This window comes from Paenibacillus dauci (genome assembly GCF_000971985.1).
Classification (GTDB): Bacteria; Bacillota; Bacilli; order Paenibacillales; family Paenibacillaceae; genus Saccharibacillus; species Saccharibacillus dauci.
This window is the reverse complement of sequence record NZ_LAQQ01000002.1, coordinates 199,410-216,309: the sequence shown is the minus strand read 5'-3', so window position 1 is coordinate 216,309 and position 16,900 is coordinate 199,410. Positions and strand designations below refer to the sequence as shown.

The 16,900-nt window shown below is 50.0% G+C and carries 13 protein-coding genes; 10 read left to right on the top strand and 3 right to left on the bottom strand.

The genetic code is table 11. The features are described from left to right. The first annotated feature begins 290 nt into the window (after positions 1 to 290). From WH46_RS15275 to WH46_RS15235, 9 genes are all read left to right on the top strand, one after another. Complete coding sequence (locus WH46_RS15275) at positions 291 to 2,471, top strand: NAD-dependent epimerase/dehydratase family protein (RefSeq protein ID WP_046227401.1); 2,181 nt, start codon at positions 291 to 293, stop codon at positions 2,469 to 2,471. Next, a complete protein-coding gene (locus tag WH46_RS15270; RefSeq protein WP_046227400.1) occupies positions 2,464 to 3,363 on the top strand; it encodes a hypothetical protein in 900 nt (299 codons plus the stop codon). Before WH46_RS15275 ends, WH46_RS15270 begins: the two co-directional genes overlap by 8 nt. Positions 3,364 to 3,366: 3 nt before the next feature. Next, on the top strand, positions 3,367 to 5,220 hold the full coding sequence (locus WH46_RS15265; RefSeq protein WP_046227399.1) for a DUF2194 domain-containing protein: 1,854 nt from the start codon (positions 3,367 to 3,369) through the stop codon (positions 5,218 to 5,220). Next, on the top strand, positions 5,217 to 6,656 hold the full coding sequence (gene pelF, locus WH46_RS15260) for a GT4 family glycosyltransferase PelF (protein WP_046227398.1): 1,440 nt from the start codon (positions 5,217 to 5,219) through the stop codon (positions 6,654 to 6,656). The genes WH46_RS15265 and pelF overlap by 4 nt, the downstream gene beginning before the upstream one ends. After that, complete coding sequence (gene pelG, locus WH46_RS15255) at positions 6,632 to 8,053, top strand: exopolysaccharide Pel transporter PelG (protein ID WP_046227397.1); 1,422 nt, start codon at positions 6,632 to 6,634, stop codon at positions 8,051 to 8,053. The genes pelF and pelG overlap by 25 nt, the downstream gene beginning before the upstream one ends. A gap of 113 nt (positions 8,054 to 8,166) precedes the next feature. Next, positions 8,167 to 9,870 carry a CotH kinase family protein gene (locus tag WH46_RS15250; protein ID WP_046227396.1) on the top strand — a complete coding sequence of 568 codons (1,704 nt, stop codon included), beginning with the start codon at positions 8,167 to 8,169 and terminating at the stop codon, positions 9,868 to 9,870. After that, complete coding sequence (locus WH46_RS15245) at positions 9,860 to 11,644, top strand: CotH kinase family protein (protein WP_052714254.1); 1,785 nt, start codon at positions 9,860 to 9,862, stop codon at positions 11,642 to 11,644. Before WH46_RS15250 ends, WH46_RS15245 begins: the two co-directional genes overlap by 11 nt. Positions 11,645 to 11,672: 28 nt before the next feature. After that, entirely contained in the window at positions 11,673 to 12,380 is a 708-nt protein-coding gene (locus WH46_RS15240; RefSeq protein WP_017813362.1) for a polyphosphate polymerase domain-containing protein, read from the top strand. Positions 12,381 to 12,406: 26 nt separating this feature from the next. Then, on the top strand, positions 12,407 to 13,090 hold the full coding sequence (locus WH46_RS15235; RefSeq protein WP_017813361.1) for a DUF4956 domain-containing protein: 684 nt from the start codon (positions 12,407 to 12,409) through the stop codon (positions 13,088 to 13,090). A 97-nt stretch (positions 13,091 to 13,187) separates the two neighbouring features. On the opposite strand, the gene WH46_RS15230 is transcribed toward WH46_RS15235, so the two are convergent. From WH46_RS15230 to WH46_RS15220, 3 genes are all read right to left on the bottom strand, one after another. Next, entirely contained in the window at positions 13,188 to 14,741 is a 1,554-nt protein-coding gene (locus WH46_RS15230; protein WP_046227395.1) for a histidine kinase N-terminal 7TM domain-containing diguanylate cyclase, read from the bottom strand. Positions 14,742 to 14,939: 198 nt separating this feature from the next. Then, a complete protein-coding gene (locus WH46_RS15225; RefSeq protein WP_046227745.1) occupies positions 14,940 to 15,533 on the bottom strand; it encodes a TetR/AcrR family transcriptional regulator in 594 nt (197 codons plus the stop codon). Positions 15,534 to 15,692: 159 nt separating this feature from the next. Continuing rightward, complete coding sequence (locus WH46_RS15220; RefSeq protein ID WP_046227394.1) at positions 15,693 to 16,283, bottom strand: NAD(P)H-dependent oxidoreductase; 591 nt, start codon at positions 16,281 to 16,283, stop codon at positions 15,693 to 15,695. Between the two features lie 120 nt (positions 16,284 to 16,403). Here WH46_RS15220 and WH46_RS15215 point away from each other — a divergent pair, with 120 nt between their 5' ends. Beyond that, positions 16,404 to 16,832: a MarR family winged helix-turn-helix transcriptional regulator gene (locus WH46_RS15215; RefSeq protein WP_046227393.1), complete on the top strand. Its 429-nt coding sequence runs from the start codon at positions 16,404 to 16,406 to the stop codon at positions 16,830 to 16,832. Positions 16,833 to 16,900: the final 68 nt, after the last annotated feature.

Genomic DNA, 16,900 nt, shown 5'->3' with positions numbered 1-16,900 from the left:
CCACCATACCAAAGATTAGTTTAAAAAATAACATACTTTTTGCAAAAGTAAACGGGTTTCTTTCATTTTCCTACATTTGGGCAGGATCATTAAACAAGCAATTACCATCAATAATATAGTGAATTATACCACTAATTTACCCAATTAAATATTCATTAAATAAAATCGTGAGTAATATTACTGAAATGTAAGAAAATAGTTGTCAAATTTACTTAGTTACTATTAAAATAGTTACATCCAGTTATACGTTAGATGGACGGATTGGACAAATTATTTTAGGAGGAACATACGTGAATGTGCTGGTCACAGGAGGCTACGGTTTTATAGGTTCATTCGTAGCCGAACGGTTTCACAAAGAAGGTCACCAAGTCTACATTATCGACAATTTGACCTCAGGACGTAAGAAGAACGTGAACGTCCCCCACAAGTTTTATGAATTAAGTGTAGAAGATGAACGGTGCGAAGAGATTTTTCAAAGTATCAAGCCGGATATCGTCATTCATCTGGCCGCCCAGGTCGATGTATCGGTATCCATGCGTGAGCCGCGTCAAGATGCGCAGACGAACATCCTCGGTCTCGTCAACATGCTGGAATGTGCCCACAAGTACGGCGTATCCAAATTCCTGTTTGCTTCTTCTGCAGCAGTGTACGGCCCCAATGAACAGGTCCCCCTCAATGAACGGATGAAAACAGAACCGGTATCTCCCTATGGAATTAACAAGCTGCTTGGTGAAGTATACTGCGGCAAATGGAACGACATCTACAAACTGCCTACTCTCGCATTCCGCTTTGCTAATGTGTATGGCCCGCGTCAAGGTACAATCGGTGAAGGCGGCGTTGTCTCTATCTATATGCAGCGCATGATGGAAGGGCGCGGACTGGATATTTTCGGTGATGGCGAGCAGACACGGGACTTCATTTATGTGGAAGACATTGTCGACGGGATCTACCGCGGTGCGATCAGTGATGCGACAGGCGTCTACAATCTGTCGACCAATACGGAGACAAGCCTGAATGAGCTGATCGGCATTCTGGAACAACTGGAACCGATACAGGACGTCAATTACAAGGAAGAACGTGCAGGTGATATCTACCGCTCCTCGCTCGATAACACGTTAGTCAAAAAGGACCTCGACTGGCTACCCCTGTATTCCGTACAGGAAGGCATGGAGAAAACCTTTGCCTGGTTCCGGGAAAACCATAGCAGCAAGCCTGCAAGCATTGCAGCTACTGCTGACAAATCCGGCTATACCGGCTGGTTCCCGGTGATCCGTCCATATGCCGAGAATCTGCTGGCTTTTGCAGTCCTGTTCATGATCTCGCAGTACGGCAGCAAATGGTCGATCTCTGCCGATATTGATTTCAAACTGGTATATATTATCCTGCTCGGTATCGTATATGGTGCCCGTCAGTCAATTCTGTCTTCTGTACTCGCATCGGGACTGTTCTTCTATGAAGCACTCTCCAATGGACGGGACTGGCAGACACTGCTGTACGATCCGGAAGCATTGTTTATATTCGCAATCTATCTGTTCTTCGGTATGGTCGTCGGCTTTGTCTCCGACAAGCATAAGCGCGAATCGGTCTCGATCCACAACGAACTCGCCGCCGAGAAAGAACGTTATCTATTCCTCAGTCACATTTACAAAGATACACGCAAAATAAAGGAAGAACTGCAGCGGCAGCTGATCGGCAGCAAAGACAGCATCGGCCGCATCTATACCATTACCCGCAAGCTGGAAAGCTTCGAATCCGAAGAAGTCATCACTGCCTCGATTGATGTGCTGGAGAACCTCCTGGATACCCGCCATATCTCGATCTACTCTGTGAATGAAACCAACCATATGCGTCTGCTGGTTCAATCCAAAAATAACGGCTTTACCCTGCCCAAAACGATCCGTCTGGACGAACATCCTTATTTCCGTGATGCGATCGAGAGCAAGACCATGTTCGTGAACAAAACGATGACTCCGGAAGTGCCTATGTATATTACCCCCGTAATCCACAATCAGCAGGTTATCGCACTCGTCTCTCTGCATGAACCTTCATTTGAGAGTCTGAATATGAATTACGAGAATATGCTCAAAGTCAGCGTGGATATGATCTCCTCCTCCCTGGCCCGTGCCTTCCAGTACGAAGGAGCCACTCGTCAGCACCGGTATATTGATGATCTGCCTGTACTGAATGAATCCGCGTTCCGTCAGATTCTGCGCGCACGTGAAGAAGCATACCGGATGCATGGCAGTGACTATACGCTCCTGAATCTGGTGGAAGAAGGACGCAATCTGTCCGATCTCGCTCACCTCGTTGATAGCGTCAAACGTGATTCCGATTATCTCGGCATGATCAACGGGCAGCCTGTACTGCTGCTGTCCAATGCCAATCATGAAGAAGCACTGCTCGTCATTAACCGTCTGCATCATCACAGCATCAGTGCTAATGTCGTGCAAGAGGAGATCGCTTATGCTTAGTCTCCTGCTGCTGTATTACGTGCTGGCAGCGGTATACAGCGTCCTGCGCTGGAAATACCGTGACCGCTGCGGTGAAGATACAGCCGGAGCGATTACGCTGGTTGTCCTGCTGCCATTATTCGGTCTGTTTATCTCGCTTCTGCGGGATGGGCTACGCTCCGGCTATCTGCGTCTGTCCCGCTCTACCGGACATCTGACCGATGAAGTGGCAGACGATCAGCCGGTGCGCGTATTCCGTACTCTCGATGTGCGCAAGGAGAGCAATCTGGTTCCTCTGGAAGAAGCACTGCTCGTCAATGACCATACCAGCCGCCGCCGGCTGATGCTGGACTTTCTCAAAGACGATCCTGGTGCGATGATGCCGCTGCTCGAACAGGCAGTCAGCAACGAAGATACCGAGACTTCCCACTATGCCGTGACTGCTGTCGTGGAGATCAAGCGCAAGCTGACCCTGTCGATCCAGCATTATTCGGTTCGTTATGAACAGGGCGACCGCTCGATCGGCATGCTGGGCGAATATGCGGAAGCGATCCACCAGTATATGCACAGCGGATTTATGGACCGCCCGACCCGCCGCACCTATCTGTCCACCTACTCCCGTCTGCTCGGTGAGCTGATCGAGGCAGGCGGCGGGGATGAGCAGGTATTCAACGCCAAAATTCACAGCGAGATGGAACTGGAGCGTCCCGATATCGCTCTTCAGTATGAACAGAAATTCCGCGAAACACATGCCGACAGCGAACAGCCCTATCTGACCGCGCTGCAGCTGTATTACGATTTGCAGATGAAGGAAGCCTTTTTCCAGACCCTGCAGGCACTCAAGCAATCCAATATCAAAGTATCCAATACGGGCCTGAATGTTATTCGGTACTGGTCGGAAAAAGGTGCGTAACCCATGAAATTCTCATTTAAATTAACCACGCAGGTCTACGCCATGCTGGCTTTTATGCTGGTTATGGCGCTGATCATTCAGGCTTCGCGTTCCGATGCCATTCTCCATATGAAAGGCAATCAGAACCATATCCAGGACATTTCCGGGATCAAGCAGACCAATGCACTCACACCGGAGCAGACGACGGCGCTGCAGGGAGAACGACAGCTGCTGCTCTTGTTCAATCCCAAAGACAGTGCCAGTGTCAAAATTAAAAACAATGCCGAGCATATGCTGAAATATATGAAAATCCGCTTTGATGCGATCGATGTTAGCGCAATGCCGACTGATATGACAGCCTACGACGGAGTCATCCTGACACTGTCCAGTCTGTCCCAGCTGCCAAGTACCGGCTGGATCGACAATTATGTACAAAACGGCGGCAGCCTGCTGTTCACTTCCATGCCCCAGATCGATCAGGCCCTGTATCAGAATTACCGCAAAATGGGCATTATCGAGCTGGGCGGTTATCTGACCTCTACCGGTCTGGAAATGAAGAGCAATGTGCTGCTGAATGACAAGAATGCCAGCTATTCGCCCGAACTGATCCAGAACGGATCGATCCGTGTACGCCTGGGCAGTGACAGTACCGTTCATGCTACCAGTGACGAGAACGTTCCACTGCTATGGGAGACGCCTTATGGCAAAGGCAAATTCGTCGTATTCAACGGATCCATGTTCCAGGAAAAGACCAGCCGCGGCGTATTGTCCGGCGCGATCAGTCTGATGCTGCCGGATACCATCTATCCGGTGCTCAATGTGGAATTGATGTATATTGACGACTTCCCGGCGCCGATTCCGGCAGGCACCAATGACAAAGTGTATCAGGAATATCATCGCAACACTGCCCGTTTCTACAAGGATATCTGGTGGCCGGATATGCTGAAGATCGCTGCCGAGCATAATCTGAAATATACCGGCGTCGTTATTCAGACATACAACAACCAGGTCAAACCCCCATTCGGTGCACCTACCGATGCAGACGGTCTTAACCTGACACTGTTCGGACGTGAGCTGATTAAGCAGGGCGGCGAGATCGGTGTACACGGATATAATCACCAGTCGCTGACCATGAATGAACGGATTGCAGGCAGCTTTGGCTATAATGCCTGGCCGGACCGCAAGAGCATGTCCGAATCAATCACCAGTGTGCTGAACTTTATCCATCAGTCTTTTATGAATTATAAAGTGATGACCTATGTGCCCCCATCCAATGCACTCGACTCCGATGGGCGGGCAGCGCTGAAGAGCAGCTGGCCGGATCTGAAAAGCATCTCTTCCGTCTACAGTGAAGATCCGGAGAATCGTTCCTATGTACAGGAATTCGAGATTGCCGATGATGGTATTGCCGAGCTACCGCGTATTTCATCCGGTTTTATGAAAGATGAATTCAATGACTGGGCAACGGCCAATGCCGTAACTTCGCTTGGTGTGTTCTCCCACTTTGTCCATCCGGATGATATTCTCGATCCGGATCGCAGCCACTCCTACAATTGGGAACAGATGCGCGACATGTTCGAGAAATACATCAGCAAATCGGTGCAGCAATATAGCTGGCTGCGTCCGATGACTGCTTCCCAGGCAGCTGTTGAGCTGCAAAAGTACCAGATCAGCGAACCGCACTTTGTACACAAAGATAACGAGATTGACGGTTATATCAATCATTTCCCGGAAGGTTCCCTCTTCTATGTACTGCGTACCGACCGGCCGATTACGACCCAGGAGAACTGCAAAGTGACCCGGATTGACAGCGGTTCGTATCTGGTGGAAGTAACCCGGGATCAATTTACGATCGGTTTGGGGGACAAGAAACAATGAGAATCTGTATTGTAGCGGAAGGGTCGTACCCTTATGTGACCGGCGGGGTGTCCAGCTGGATTCATTCCCTGGCCCGCAATATGCCGGAACATGAATTTGTGATCTATGCGATCGCCGCTGAACGCAAGCAAAAAGGGCAGTTCAAATACACACTGCCCGACAATATTGTCGAAGTACAGGAGATTTTCCTGGATGAATATATGCAGCTGGAAGGCGAATGGGGACATCACTTACGCCTCACGCCGGATCAGCGCCAATCGATCAAAGCACTGATTTCCGGTGAAGGGGATCTGGACTGGAGCCGCATTTTCAGCGTGCTCTGTGATCCCAAGCTGAGCAATGCCGCCAATTTCCTCATGAGTCGTGATTTCTTCGATATTATGAGCCAGCTGTGCGAGGAGAAATACGAACAGCTTCCTTTTACCGAGATGTTCTGGACGGTTCGCTCGATGGTACTGCCGCTGCTGCTGACTGTGCAAAAGCCGCTGCCCCAGGCGGATCTGTATCATGCCGTATCCACTGGTTATGCCGGCGTACTCGCCAGCCTCGCCAAGTATCTGTATGGCAAACCGGTGATGCTGACCGAACACGGTATCTATTCGCGTGAACGGGAAGAAGAGATTATCAAAGCAGACTGGGTAGACGGATATTTCAAGGATATCTGGATTCGTTACTTCTATACACTCTCCACCTGTGCGTACCAATATGCGGATGAAGTCATTACCCTGTTCAACCGCAACCGGGAAATCCAGATCGAACTGGGCTGTGAAGCAGACAAAATCCGTATTATCCCGAATGGAGTGACTGCAGCTGATTATGAGAATCTGCAGGTCAAAGCTCCGGGTGAGCCGATCTATATCGGCGGTGTCGTACGTGTCGTGCCGATCAAGGATATCAAGACGATGATCCAGAGCTTCAATGTGATCAAGCGGCAGGTGCCGGAAGCCAAGTTCTTCATTATGGGCCCTTATGAAGAGGACCCGGAATACTACGAAGAATGCCGCTTGATGGTCGAACTGCTACAGGTGGAGGATGTCATCTTCACCGGCAGTATCAACGTCAAGGAATATATCGGACAGATGGATATCCTGCTGCTGACCAGTATCAGTGAAGGCCAGCCGCTGGCTGTGCTGGAAGGTCTGGCCGCCGGCAAGCCGATGGTCACTACCGATGTCGGCAGCTGCAAAGAATTAATCTACGGCAATAACGATGAGTTCGGTCCTGCCGGCAGCGTCGTGCCGGTTATGAGTTATGAACGGATTGGCGAAGAAGTCATTCAGCTGTGCCGTAGCGAAGAACTGCGTCAGCGGATGGGCGAGAATGGCCGGAATCGTGTACGTTCGCTGTACACCAATCACAACTTTATTACCGGCTATCAGAATTTGTATCAAACATGTGGAGGGCTTAACGGATGGCCGGTATCGGTTTCGAACTAAAAAAATTATTTGATAAGAGCGGACTGGTCAACAAGGCCAAAGCCTATACGTATTCATCCCTGATCACGATCGGTCCGATGCTGCTCTGTATTGTGATGGTTGGTGTCTTCAACCGGATGCTGCGCGGAGCAGGCACGGATTATCTGAATGTCGAGCTGTTTCAGAGCTGCGTCATTTACGCATTTATTTTCTCCTATATTATCAGCAGTCTGATGACGATGTATCTCACACGGGTCAGTTCGGACTTTCTGAATGAGGGCTATCATAATGCCCTCCTACCGTCACTGTACGGCAGTATCCAGATCAGTCTGGTATTCGGAGGCATTCCGGCTCTCGTGTTTCTGGTATTTGCGGATCTGCCGCTATCGATCAAAGTAGGACTGTTCCTGCTGTATATGCTGCTGGTGATGATCTGGAATCAGGTCGTTTATGTATCCGCGATGAAGAATTACAAGCGTATCGTACTGGCCTTTTCCAGTGGGGCGGCAGTATCGATTATCATACTCGCTGTGATCCTGTATCTGACACCGCTGCGGACCGCTTCATCGGCATTATTCGCTTTTGATGGAGGTTTTCTGGTCACTTGTGCAATGCTGATGATCCAGATCGAGCGCTATTTCAAGCCCGGCAAGACGGTATCGAACTTTTCCTTTCTCGCGTTCCTGCGCCGTTATCCATCGCTGATCGCGATCGGGCTGCTGAATTCGGTCGGACTGTTCGCCCATCAGTTTGTACAGTGGGCAGGACCGGCCGGTGTGCAGGTCAGCGGAGCTTTCCTGATGGCACCGCAGTATGATGTCGCCGTATTCTGTGCGTTTCTGTCGGCGGTACCGACGCTGATCGTATTTGTCGTCTCGCTGGAGACGAGCTTTTATCCGAAGTTCCGCAATTATTATGACTTTATCCTGTCCAAAGGTTCGATTCTGGACATTAACCGTGCCCGCAATGAGATGTATCAGGTACTGGGGCAGCAGTTCACATTGATTATGGGCATTCAGATGATCTTCTCGATTATCTCGATTGCGATCGGTATCCGCTTCCTGCCACTGATCGGCTTTACTTCGACCCAGGTGGATCTGTTCAATATTCTCGTGATCGGATATTTTGCCTACATTATCTATAATGTGCTGGCACTGGTACTGCTTTATTTTGATGATCGCAAAGGGGTATTGTGGCTGGCGATTGCTTTTCTGGCTATGAATACACTCTTTACGGTGATCTCCCTCTGGGCGAATGATCAGGGCTTCTCGTTCTTCGCCGCTTCCTTTGTGACGCTGATCGCTGCACTTGCACGGATTGTATATGTGCTGAACCATATTAACTACTATACGTTCAGTGCGCAGCCGCTTGTAGCACGCAAAACAGAGAACCGCTTTGGCCCGCTGCTGAAGCGCTGAGGATAGTTATGCCCTTACCGTCGACAAGTTGAAGACAAGTTATGCCGGGCTGAAGCAGGCCGATTATACAGTCTGACCGGCCCGGCCCCGGAATGAGAAGATCGGAGGCAGTTATGAATATGTACCAGAAGGCAGCCGCAGTGCTGACCGTAATACTGGGTGTACTGATTATGGCCGGGTGCGAGGATCGGAAGGATACCTCCGCCGCCAGCGCCAGTACCCCTGCAGCCGGAGCGGTAGCCAACTACCATCCCCGGCTGGAAGATAACCAGAGCGTCTACAAAACCGACAGTCAGGATAGCGTGATCCATATGTACCTGACGATTACCAAAGACAATCTGACTGCTGTACATCCGGAAAGCTGGAAACAGCTGAACGAGATCAAGCTGCCCGATGACAATACGCCCGACAAAAGCGTAAATGCCATTCTGCAGCAGGGTGATGCCGCAGGACCTGTCGCCGGCAAATTTGGCTATAATACCAAAGCGCCGAACGTCATGGTCAAACTGCGTGGTAAATCAACCCTGAGCTCCAACCAGAAATCCTACAAGATTAACCTGTACAAAGATGCGGGCGAATGGCGCAGTCAGACCACGATCAATCTGGTCAAAAGCGCCTATGACTTTTCCCGTATGCGTAATATGCTCAGCTACAATATGATGCAGCGTATCCCGGACATGGTCAGCCTGCGTACTCAGTATGTGCAGCTGCATGTACGGGATCTGACAGCTGGCAGTGATGCCGGATATCAGGATTACGGCCTGTATACCCAGGTGGAGCAGCCGAATCGTACGTTCCTGCGCTCCCACGGACTCGATCCGAATGGTCAGCTATACAAGGCATCCAATTTTGAGTTCTATCGTTATGAGCAGGAGTTGAAGCTGGAGAGCGATCCTGCTTTTGACCGGACAGCCTTTGAATCGGTTCTTGAGATCAAGGGCAATCATGATCATGCCAAGCTGCTCAAGATGCTGGATGATGTGAACGATTCGACCAAAGATTTTGATGAGGTATTTAACCAGCATTTTGACCGGGATAACTTCCTGACCTGGATGGCCATCAATATTCTGACCGATAATATCGATACCCAGACCCAGAACTTTATGCTCTACTCCCCGCTGAATTCCAACACCTGGTATTTCCTGCCATGGGATTATGACGGTGCCTGGGGATTCTATGATGATGATGAATCTCGCCGTGCTCCATGGAAAGCAGGGATTGCCAACTATTGGGGCAGTGAGCTGCAGAACCGCTTTTTCAAAAATCCGGCCAATGTGACTGCTCTGCAGACCAAGATCCAAGAGCTGCAGAGCATCATCAACCGCGAAGAGACCCAGAAGCAGGTCGACAAGTATCGCAATATTACGGAAAAGTATGTCTATCAGCTGCCCGATCTGGGCAATCTGCCAGAGCCGATTGAAGAGTACAGCGGCGAAGTGAACCATCTGATGGATATTCCGGAAGAATCAGTCGCCCGCTTTGAGAAAATGCTGCAGTATCCGATGCCTTTCTTTATGGGGGATGTACAGCAGCAGAACAGCAATCTGTCGTTCCGCTGGGATAACTCCTATGACATGCAGGCAGATGACATTACGTATCACTTTACTATTGCCCGTACGCCCGATATGACCAATGCATTGCGGGACGAATCGAAGCTTACCGTCAATGAACTGAAGCTGGACGGACTGACTCCGGGCCGTTATTACTGGCGTGTACTCGCGGAAGACAGCCAGGGACATGCCATGCCTGCTTTTGATATCTATGAAGATCTGAATAATGTGAATCATTATGGAGTGCGTGAATTCTATGTCAAATAAGCGCGCTTCCCGTCTGCACTCCTTCCGTGAGGCTGGTGCAGACCATCGTCAGACCGGTGGCCGCTGGCTGCTGCGTCTGCTGTTACCTGCTGCACTGCTGCCTCTAACGCTCACTGGATGCAGCGTTCCCAAAGGGCTGCTGCCCTGGGACGTGAACCCGGCAACGAGCGTACAGCAGGAAGCTTATTCAAGCGACACGCTCAGCGATAATCATGCCCTGTATGAAGACAAGAGCCGTACAGGTATTACCGATATCTACATTACGATCATGCACCAGAATCTGGATCGCAACCATCCGCTCAGCTGGGAACAGCTCAGCGAGGTCTCTCAGCCGGAAGATGAGAATAACCGCTCGCTGGATGCCATTTTCCAGGAAGGCAATGCAGACGGACCGGTACACGGCATGTTCGGCTACTCGGATTATCAGTCCAACAGCTCCATCTCCCTGCGGGGCAGCGATTCTCTGCGTTCCGCGCAAAAGTCGTACAAGATCAAGCTGAATGGACAAACTGGCGCATGGCGTGATCAATCGACCATTAATCTGATCAAGTCAGTCAATGATCTGACCCGTTTTCGCAACCGGCTCAGCTTTGACTATATGACCCGGCTGCCGGATATGGTCAGTATGCAGACTTCCTTTGTACGGCTGCATGTCAAAGATCTGACCCAGGAAAAGGATTTTAGTACTGACTTTGTCGATTACGGATTGTATACGCAGATTGAACAGCCCAACAAAAAGTTCCTGCGTACACACGGACTCGACTCCAGCGGCGGATTGTACAAAGCCAAAAACTTCAAGTTTGACCGTCATGCCGACGCACTCAAGCTGGAAGATGATCCTTCCTTTGACAAAGATCAGTTCCAGGACATTCTCCAGGTCAAAGGCAGCAAGGATCACCAAAAACTGCTGCAGATGCTGGATGATGTGAATGCCAGCAGTCCAAGTCAATTTGACAGTGTATTCGACCGCTATTTTGACCAGAATAACTTCCTGAGCTGGATGGCTGTCAATATCCTGATGGATAACGACTCTACCTCGTCAGAGAATTACCTGCTCTACTCGCCGACCGAATCCCGCAAATGGTTCTTTATTCCGTGGGATTACGACAGCGCCTGGGGCAAAGGACAGCTATCCGGTACAACGATCAACCAGCGGGCACCGTGGCAGCACGGTATCGCCAACTACTGGGACAACCAGCTGGTACGACGTTATTTCCAGAACCCGGATCATGTGCGGCTGTTGACCGCCAAAATAGATCAGTTTCGCAAAATTATTACACCAGCGCAGACTGCCCAGATGATCGCCGGCTACCGTCAGATTGCGGATGCAGCGGTGCTGCAGTCCAGTGATCCCGGCTATCTGCCTGGCAGGATCAGCGACCGCGAGCAGGAGCTGAAGCAGCTGCCTGCCTGGAGCGAAAGCAGCAATACCCTGTACCGTGAGAGTCTGGAACGTCCAATGCCTTTCCGGCTGCTCGAGCCGCGAGTGCAGCAGGATCAGCTGACATTCCAATGGGAACCTTCTTACGATCTGCAGGGAGAAGCGCTAAGCTATCATATTCTGGTCTCTCGTACACCGGATATGGCAGCTCCGCTGCTGGATAAGCAGGTCGGCAGCGAGACGACAGCCAGCATGGACAGTCTGTCATCCGGCCAATACTTCTGGACGGTTACTGTAGAGGATACATCCGGCCATACCATGACACCTTATGATCAATACACCGATATCGACAACATTGCGCATTTTGGCGTCAAATCCTTGTATATTCCCTGAATGCCAGTGAACAGAAAAGAGGACAACCATGAAGTTCGCCAATAAACGGCTGCGGCATGAGCTGAAATACTATATTGCTCCCAACGAATACGAAGCGCTGCGGCGCCGGGTCGCTACCGTGATGCGGCTGGATCGCAACTCCATCGGCAATGAAGGCTACCATATTCGTAGCCTGTATTTTGACAATATCAACGAAACAGCCTTATTTGATAAAAATAACGGCGCTTTCCAGCGTAAAAAGTACCGAATCCGCATCTATAATCGCAGTGATGCCGTGATCAAACTGGAGCGCAAAAGCAAATTCAATGAGTTCACAGCCAAGGAATCCGCGTCGCTGAACCGGGCGCAGTTCGATTCGCTTATGGCAGGAGAATCGAAGTTCCTGCTGGAGTCTGGCGATCTGCTGATGCGTGAATTCTACTATGATATGCTGCATGCGCAACTCAAGCCTTCTGTCGTAGTCGATTATATCCGGGAAGCGTATATTTATCCGGTCAGCGATGTACGGATAACGTTCGACAAGCAGCTGCAGGCCGGTGTGCAGTCTTTTGACATCTTCGATCCGGATCTGGTGACACTCGAGTCGATCGATGGTCCGCGCCAGATTCTCGAAGTGAAATACAATCAGTTCCTGCCTGATTTTATCAAGCATCTGATTCAGCTGTCTTCACATAACCGATCCACCATTTCCAAATATGTACTATGTAAAGAAAAACAAAAAGTGTTTACGGGCTGACCGCCTGGAAGGGGACAAATAGCAACATGAACGAAACGACCAATTTTAGTGATGTAATTAAAAAGAGCTTCCTGCAGCTGGATTCATTCAACCAGGTCTCTTTTATCGAAATGTTCTGGAGCCTGCTGATCGCGTTTGCGATCGGAATGCTCATCTACTGGGTATACCGCAAATGCTATCGCGGTGTGGTCTACAGTCATAACTACAATGTATCTTTTGTACTGATGACCATTATTACCTCGCTGATCATCATGACGATCAGCAGCAACATCGTGCTGTCCCTGGGGATGGTCGGCGCGCTGAGTATCGTTCGCTTCCGGACAGCGGTCAAGGACCCGATGGACATTATGTTCATGTTCTGGGCGATTTCTGCGGGGATTGCTACCGGTGCCACGCTGTATGCTTTTGCTATCGTCGGCTCGATCGTTATTACGCTCGTCATCTTCTTCATGTCCCGCCGCCAGAACGGCGAGGCTCCGTATCTGCTCGTGATTCACTATGACGAGTCCGCTGCCGAGCCGGTCAAGATTGCCCTGCGCAAGCTCAAATATGTACTGAAATCCAAAACCGTTCGCAAAAACATTACCGAGATGACCGTTGAGATTCGTCTGGCCGATCCGGATAATACACAGTTTATTAATGAGCTGTCCAATGTGAGCGGTGTGTCGGATGTCGTGCTGGTGAGTTATAACGGGGATTACGCACAGTAATAGCCATATACAAAAAAGACTCTTCGCATATGGAAGAGTCTTTTTTTGTTATATAGTTCTACAATATTGCATCCCATTCATTTAGAGACACTTGCCGTCAGTTATACACCTGCACACAATTCCGCCCCATTCGCTTGGCGGCATACAATGCATGATCAGCCTGGCGGATCAGCTGCTGCACCGACGTCTCCCGGTCACCAGGCGTCACCTGTACACTGGCTACACCAAAGCTGGAGCTGATACGCATCGTCTCGCCATCGACCAACAGCTCACTGCCAGCGATGCGGCTGCGAATCCGCTCAGCCAGCTCATAGGCTTGCGTGACCGAGGCACCGGGCATACAGATGACGAATTCATCACCGCCATATCTGCCGGCAATATCCTGTTCAGCCAGAATCTCGCGTGCGGTAGCTGCCAGATGCATCAATGCGATATCGCCCGCTTCATGTCCGAACGTATCATTCACCTGCTTGAACTGGTCAATATCGAACATAATGACCGCTACCGAACCGCCCTCTTCGCTCGACAGTCCCTGAATCGCCTGCTCGGAGCGCTGCATCAGCGCCGTCTTGTTGAGCAGGCTGGTCAGTCCATCCGTGTTGGCAAGATACTTCAGCTGCTCTTCCAGCTGGGCCTGCTCGGTAATATTCGCGAAAATCACAATCCGTCCGACCGGCGTTCCTTTTTTGTCCCGTACCGGTGCAAATCGGATGCGGAAGTACGTCTTCACGGCTCTACGCTCACACTCATAATCGCATTCCTGTCCGAGCAGCAGCTTCTCACGCAGCACCGGGTAGCTGTCCAGCAGACTCATCATCGGCATACCAATCGCCTGGGCATTCAGCCCTTCCAGCAGATCGACCATCGCATTGTTGTAGTCCACCAGCACGCCATTTTCATTGAGTACAACGACGCCATCCTCCATACTCTCAAACACGATATCCCTCGCGATCGGTGCCACATCGAACATCTGGTATCTCAACAGGGCAATACTGTGAAATACAAACGAAACGCTGATAAAAAAGGGGCCCAGATCGATCCCGTACGGACTTTTGCCGCCTACATAAAAAAAGCTCGCGACGACCGGAGCAACCAATCCTGCGACCATCGTCAGGATCTGCATCCGGAACCGCCATCTGACCTTGCGCATCTGCCACAGCAGAATCAGTACACTGATCGCAAGACAGCCATACAGATAAAAGAAGTGCACATAAAAATAAGGCCCATGCACCAGCCGGGTTACCGGAAACGGTGTATCGGTGCTCAGGCTGATCGCCCGATAATACAAATGATGCCATTCATTGGTATGCTGCATGACAATCGTCGACAGTGGAATCAGGAATAATATATAGTAGACCCACCGTGGTAATCGCTGTCCGACATAATCGCAGCACATCAACAGGGTAAAGGCCGGAATAAACGGCAGCGGAATATACTCGACCCGCAGCCAGAACCATGTCTCCTGCAGTCCGGGACTGGTCAATTCAAATAAATAAGCAAAATTAAATACCGAAGCCAAAAAGGTAGTAATGATATAGTACTTGCCGCCGGGTGCCTGTCTAAACCTGAACAAAGCATATATGCACAGACAGAGACTCAGTGCGCCTCCGCCAATAATGATCAGGATATACGTTAACAGCTCTTGTTCCATCTTCACCTGCTCCATCGAACTAAGCTACACTGCAGCCGGAGCTGCGAAGCTTGCTGGGTTATCCAGTCCATTATATAGCAGGTGATAGACGTAAAATAGAATTGACTTTTATGAATCGAAGCCGATCATCCCTAAATCTGGAATATTGTACAAACTCTTCTATCGACGCCAACCGTCTGTAACGGGGATCAATTGCCGTTATAACGCCCCATGCAGCCCATGGCAGAGCAGCGTCCATACTTCGTCAAAATACCGGTCAATCTCTTCATTTACCCATTCGGCCGCATGAACCGGATGATGAAAATAGGATGTTGCATTGAACAGCGCACGGGCTGTGATCGCCGGGTCGCCTGCTGCGATCTCCCCGCTGTCCATGCCCCGGCGGAGAATGCTGGCGATCTGCTCGTTCATTTCCCGGATATGTTCTGTAATAATCGGGATCGGCTTCGCAGATACCGCTGCATACATCGCGAACATCTCGGCATCTTCTACCGCGTATCTGCGCTTGTTTTGGATCAGCGTATCATACCAGTGACGCAGCCGCTGCAGCTCGCTTCCGCCAGTCTCCCTGGCAATTCTCTCCAGTGGATCGGAGAGGGTATGCAGCCAGCGCTCAGTTACTGCTTCACGCAGTGCCGCCTTACTCGGGTAATGCCGGTAAATGGTGCCGTGACTGACTTTGAGCACCCGTGCCACATCGACGACCGACGTTTTATCCGGGCCGTAGCGGCGAAGTACCTGTTCTGCCGCATCGAGAATATTTTCTTTGGTTAATGGAAGATCTGATGCCATATTCTGCGAAGACACGGACAGGCTATATAGCTGGCCTGCCGATGTCTTCTTCCCCCTTGCTTCTATTAATAATCCGAGTCATTCCGTAATGCCAAGGTATACTTTATCTTAGCATAACGAATAGTAGAGGAGTATCAATATCCTGATTCTGTCATTGCTTTAGTGGGCTGTGCGGAAATAATGGTAGACCTTGTTCAGCTTACGTTCATGCTTGCCTTTGGGACTCTCCATACTGCCAAACTCAAAGAATTTCACCTGCCGGATACCAATATAGTTAAATAAAGCCCGGCGCATCAGTACACGGTGCGCATTATTCAGCCATAACTGCAAATAGCCTGCCGGTCCCTGCATGGTGGAAATGCACACCACTGACTTACCTTTCAGTAGTCCTTCCGGTGTTAAATCTCCCTTTTTGCGATAAGCGTAGGCAAAACCGGACGCCATCATACGATCGATAAATCCCAGCAGCATCGCTGGCGGACGTCCCCACCAGATCGGGTAGACGAATACGATCCGATCTGCCCACAGGATCTGTTCCCGGTACGTATTCAGCTCGGGATCGATATGCATATCCCGGCGCTGCTTGTGTTCATTGAATACCAGGGCCGGGTTGAATTCATCTGCATACAAATCAATAATCTGAATCTCTTCGTCGGGATGATGATCCCGGATACCTCGAATAGCCTGCTGCATCATGGCATAATTCAGACTCTGGTGATTGGGATGGGTGTAAATCAGCAGTGTACTCATACATTCACTCTCCATTTAGTTGTCATTTGATAATTAAATAGTAGAGGATATCATTTTAGTTGTCAAATGATAATTGTTTTGTGATAATCATTTTGCTATCTTGGAAGACGAGGTGAAGAAATGAAGACCAATGATTTATTCCAGCAGTTTGTCGGTTTTATTGCATCTGTACATCAGATGAGCAGCGAGATGACCCGCGATATCCCTACCGGCGAACTGACACCGGCTCAATATAAAATTATGGAGTACCTGATGGTCAGTCAGCCGATAACGCTGAGTGAGATCAGCGAATGTATACATATGTCCATGCCCAATACCAGCCGTGAACTGCGCAAGCTCACCGATAAAGGATTATGTGAAAAAGTCACTGACCCCCAGGATCGGCGCAAGCAGCTGATACGCTTGTCCGATCAAGGCAACACGCTGATGAACGATATTTTCCAGACGGTTCGAGAACGCTTTACTCAGCGGACCGCAGCATTGTCTGATGCAGAGAAGGTACAGATTGAGCAGGCAATAACACTGCTTCGCCAGAAAATACTGGATTGATTCTGTCTACAGGCAGGCTTAGTTAGCTATCAGCAGAACCATTTCCTCCTAACATAAATACAATTCTC

Bases quoted from the DNA above. Each gene is read 5' to 3' on its own strand.
- WH46_RS15270 (WP_046227400.1), top strand. From the start codon at position 2,464: ATGCTTAGTCTCCTGCTGCTGTATTACGTGCTGGCAGCGGTATACAGC.
- WH46_RS15265 (WP_046227399.1), top strand. From the start codon at position 3,367: ATGAAATTCTCATTTAAATTAACCACGCAGGTCTACGCCATGCTGGCT.
- pelF (WP_046227398.1), top strand. From the start codon at position 5,217: ATGAGAATCTGTATTGTAGCGGAAGGGTCGTACCCTTATGTGACCGGC.
- pelG (WP_046227397.1), top strand. From the start codon at position 6,632: ATGGCCGGTATCGGTTTCGAACTAAAAAAATTATTTGATAAGAGCGGA.
- WH46_RS15250 (WP_046227396.1), top strand. From the start codon at position 8,167: ATGAATATGTACCAGAAGGCAGCCGCAGTGCTGACCGTAATACTGGGT.
- WH46_RS15245 (WP_052714254.1), top strand. From the start codon at position 9,860: ATGTCAAATAAGCGCGCTTCCCGTCTGCACTCCTTCCGTGAGGCTGGT.
- WH46_RS15240 (WP_017813362.1), top strand. From the start codon at position 11,673: ATGAAGTTCGCCAATAAACGGCTGCGGCATGAGCTGAAATACTATATT.
- WH46_RS15235 (WP_017813361.1), top strand. From the start codon at position 12,407: ATGAACGAAACGACCAATTTTAGTGATGTAATTAAAAAGAGCTTCCTG.
- WH46_RS15230 (WP_046227395.1), bottom strand. From the start codon at position 14,741: ATGGAACAAGAGCTGTTAACGTATATCCTGATCATTATTGGCGGAGGC.
- WH46_RS15225 (WP_046227745.1), bottom strand. From the start codon at position 15,533: ATGGCATCAGATCTTCCATTAACCAAAGAAAATATTCTCGATGCGGCA.
- WH46_RS15220 (WP_046227394.1), bottom strand. From the start codon at position 16,283: ATGAGTACACTGCTGATTTACACCCATCCCAATCACCAGAGTCTGAAT.
- WH46_RS15215 (WP_046227393.1), top strand. From the start codon at position 16,404: ATGAAGACCAATGATTTATTCCAGCAGTTTGTCGGTTTTATTGCATCT.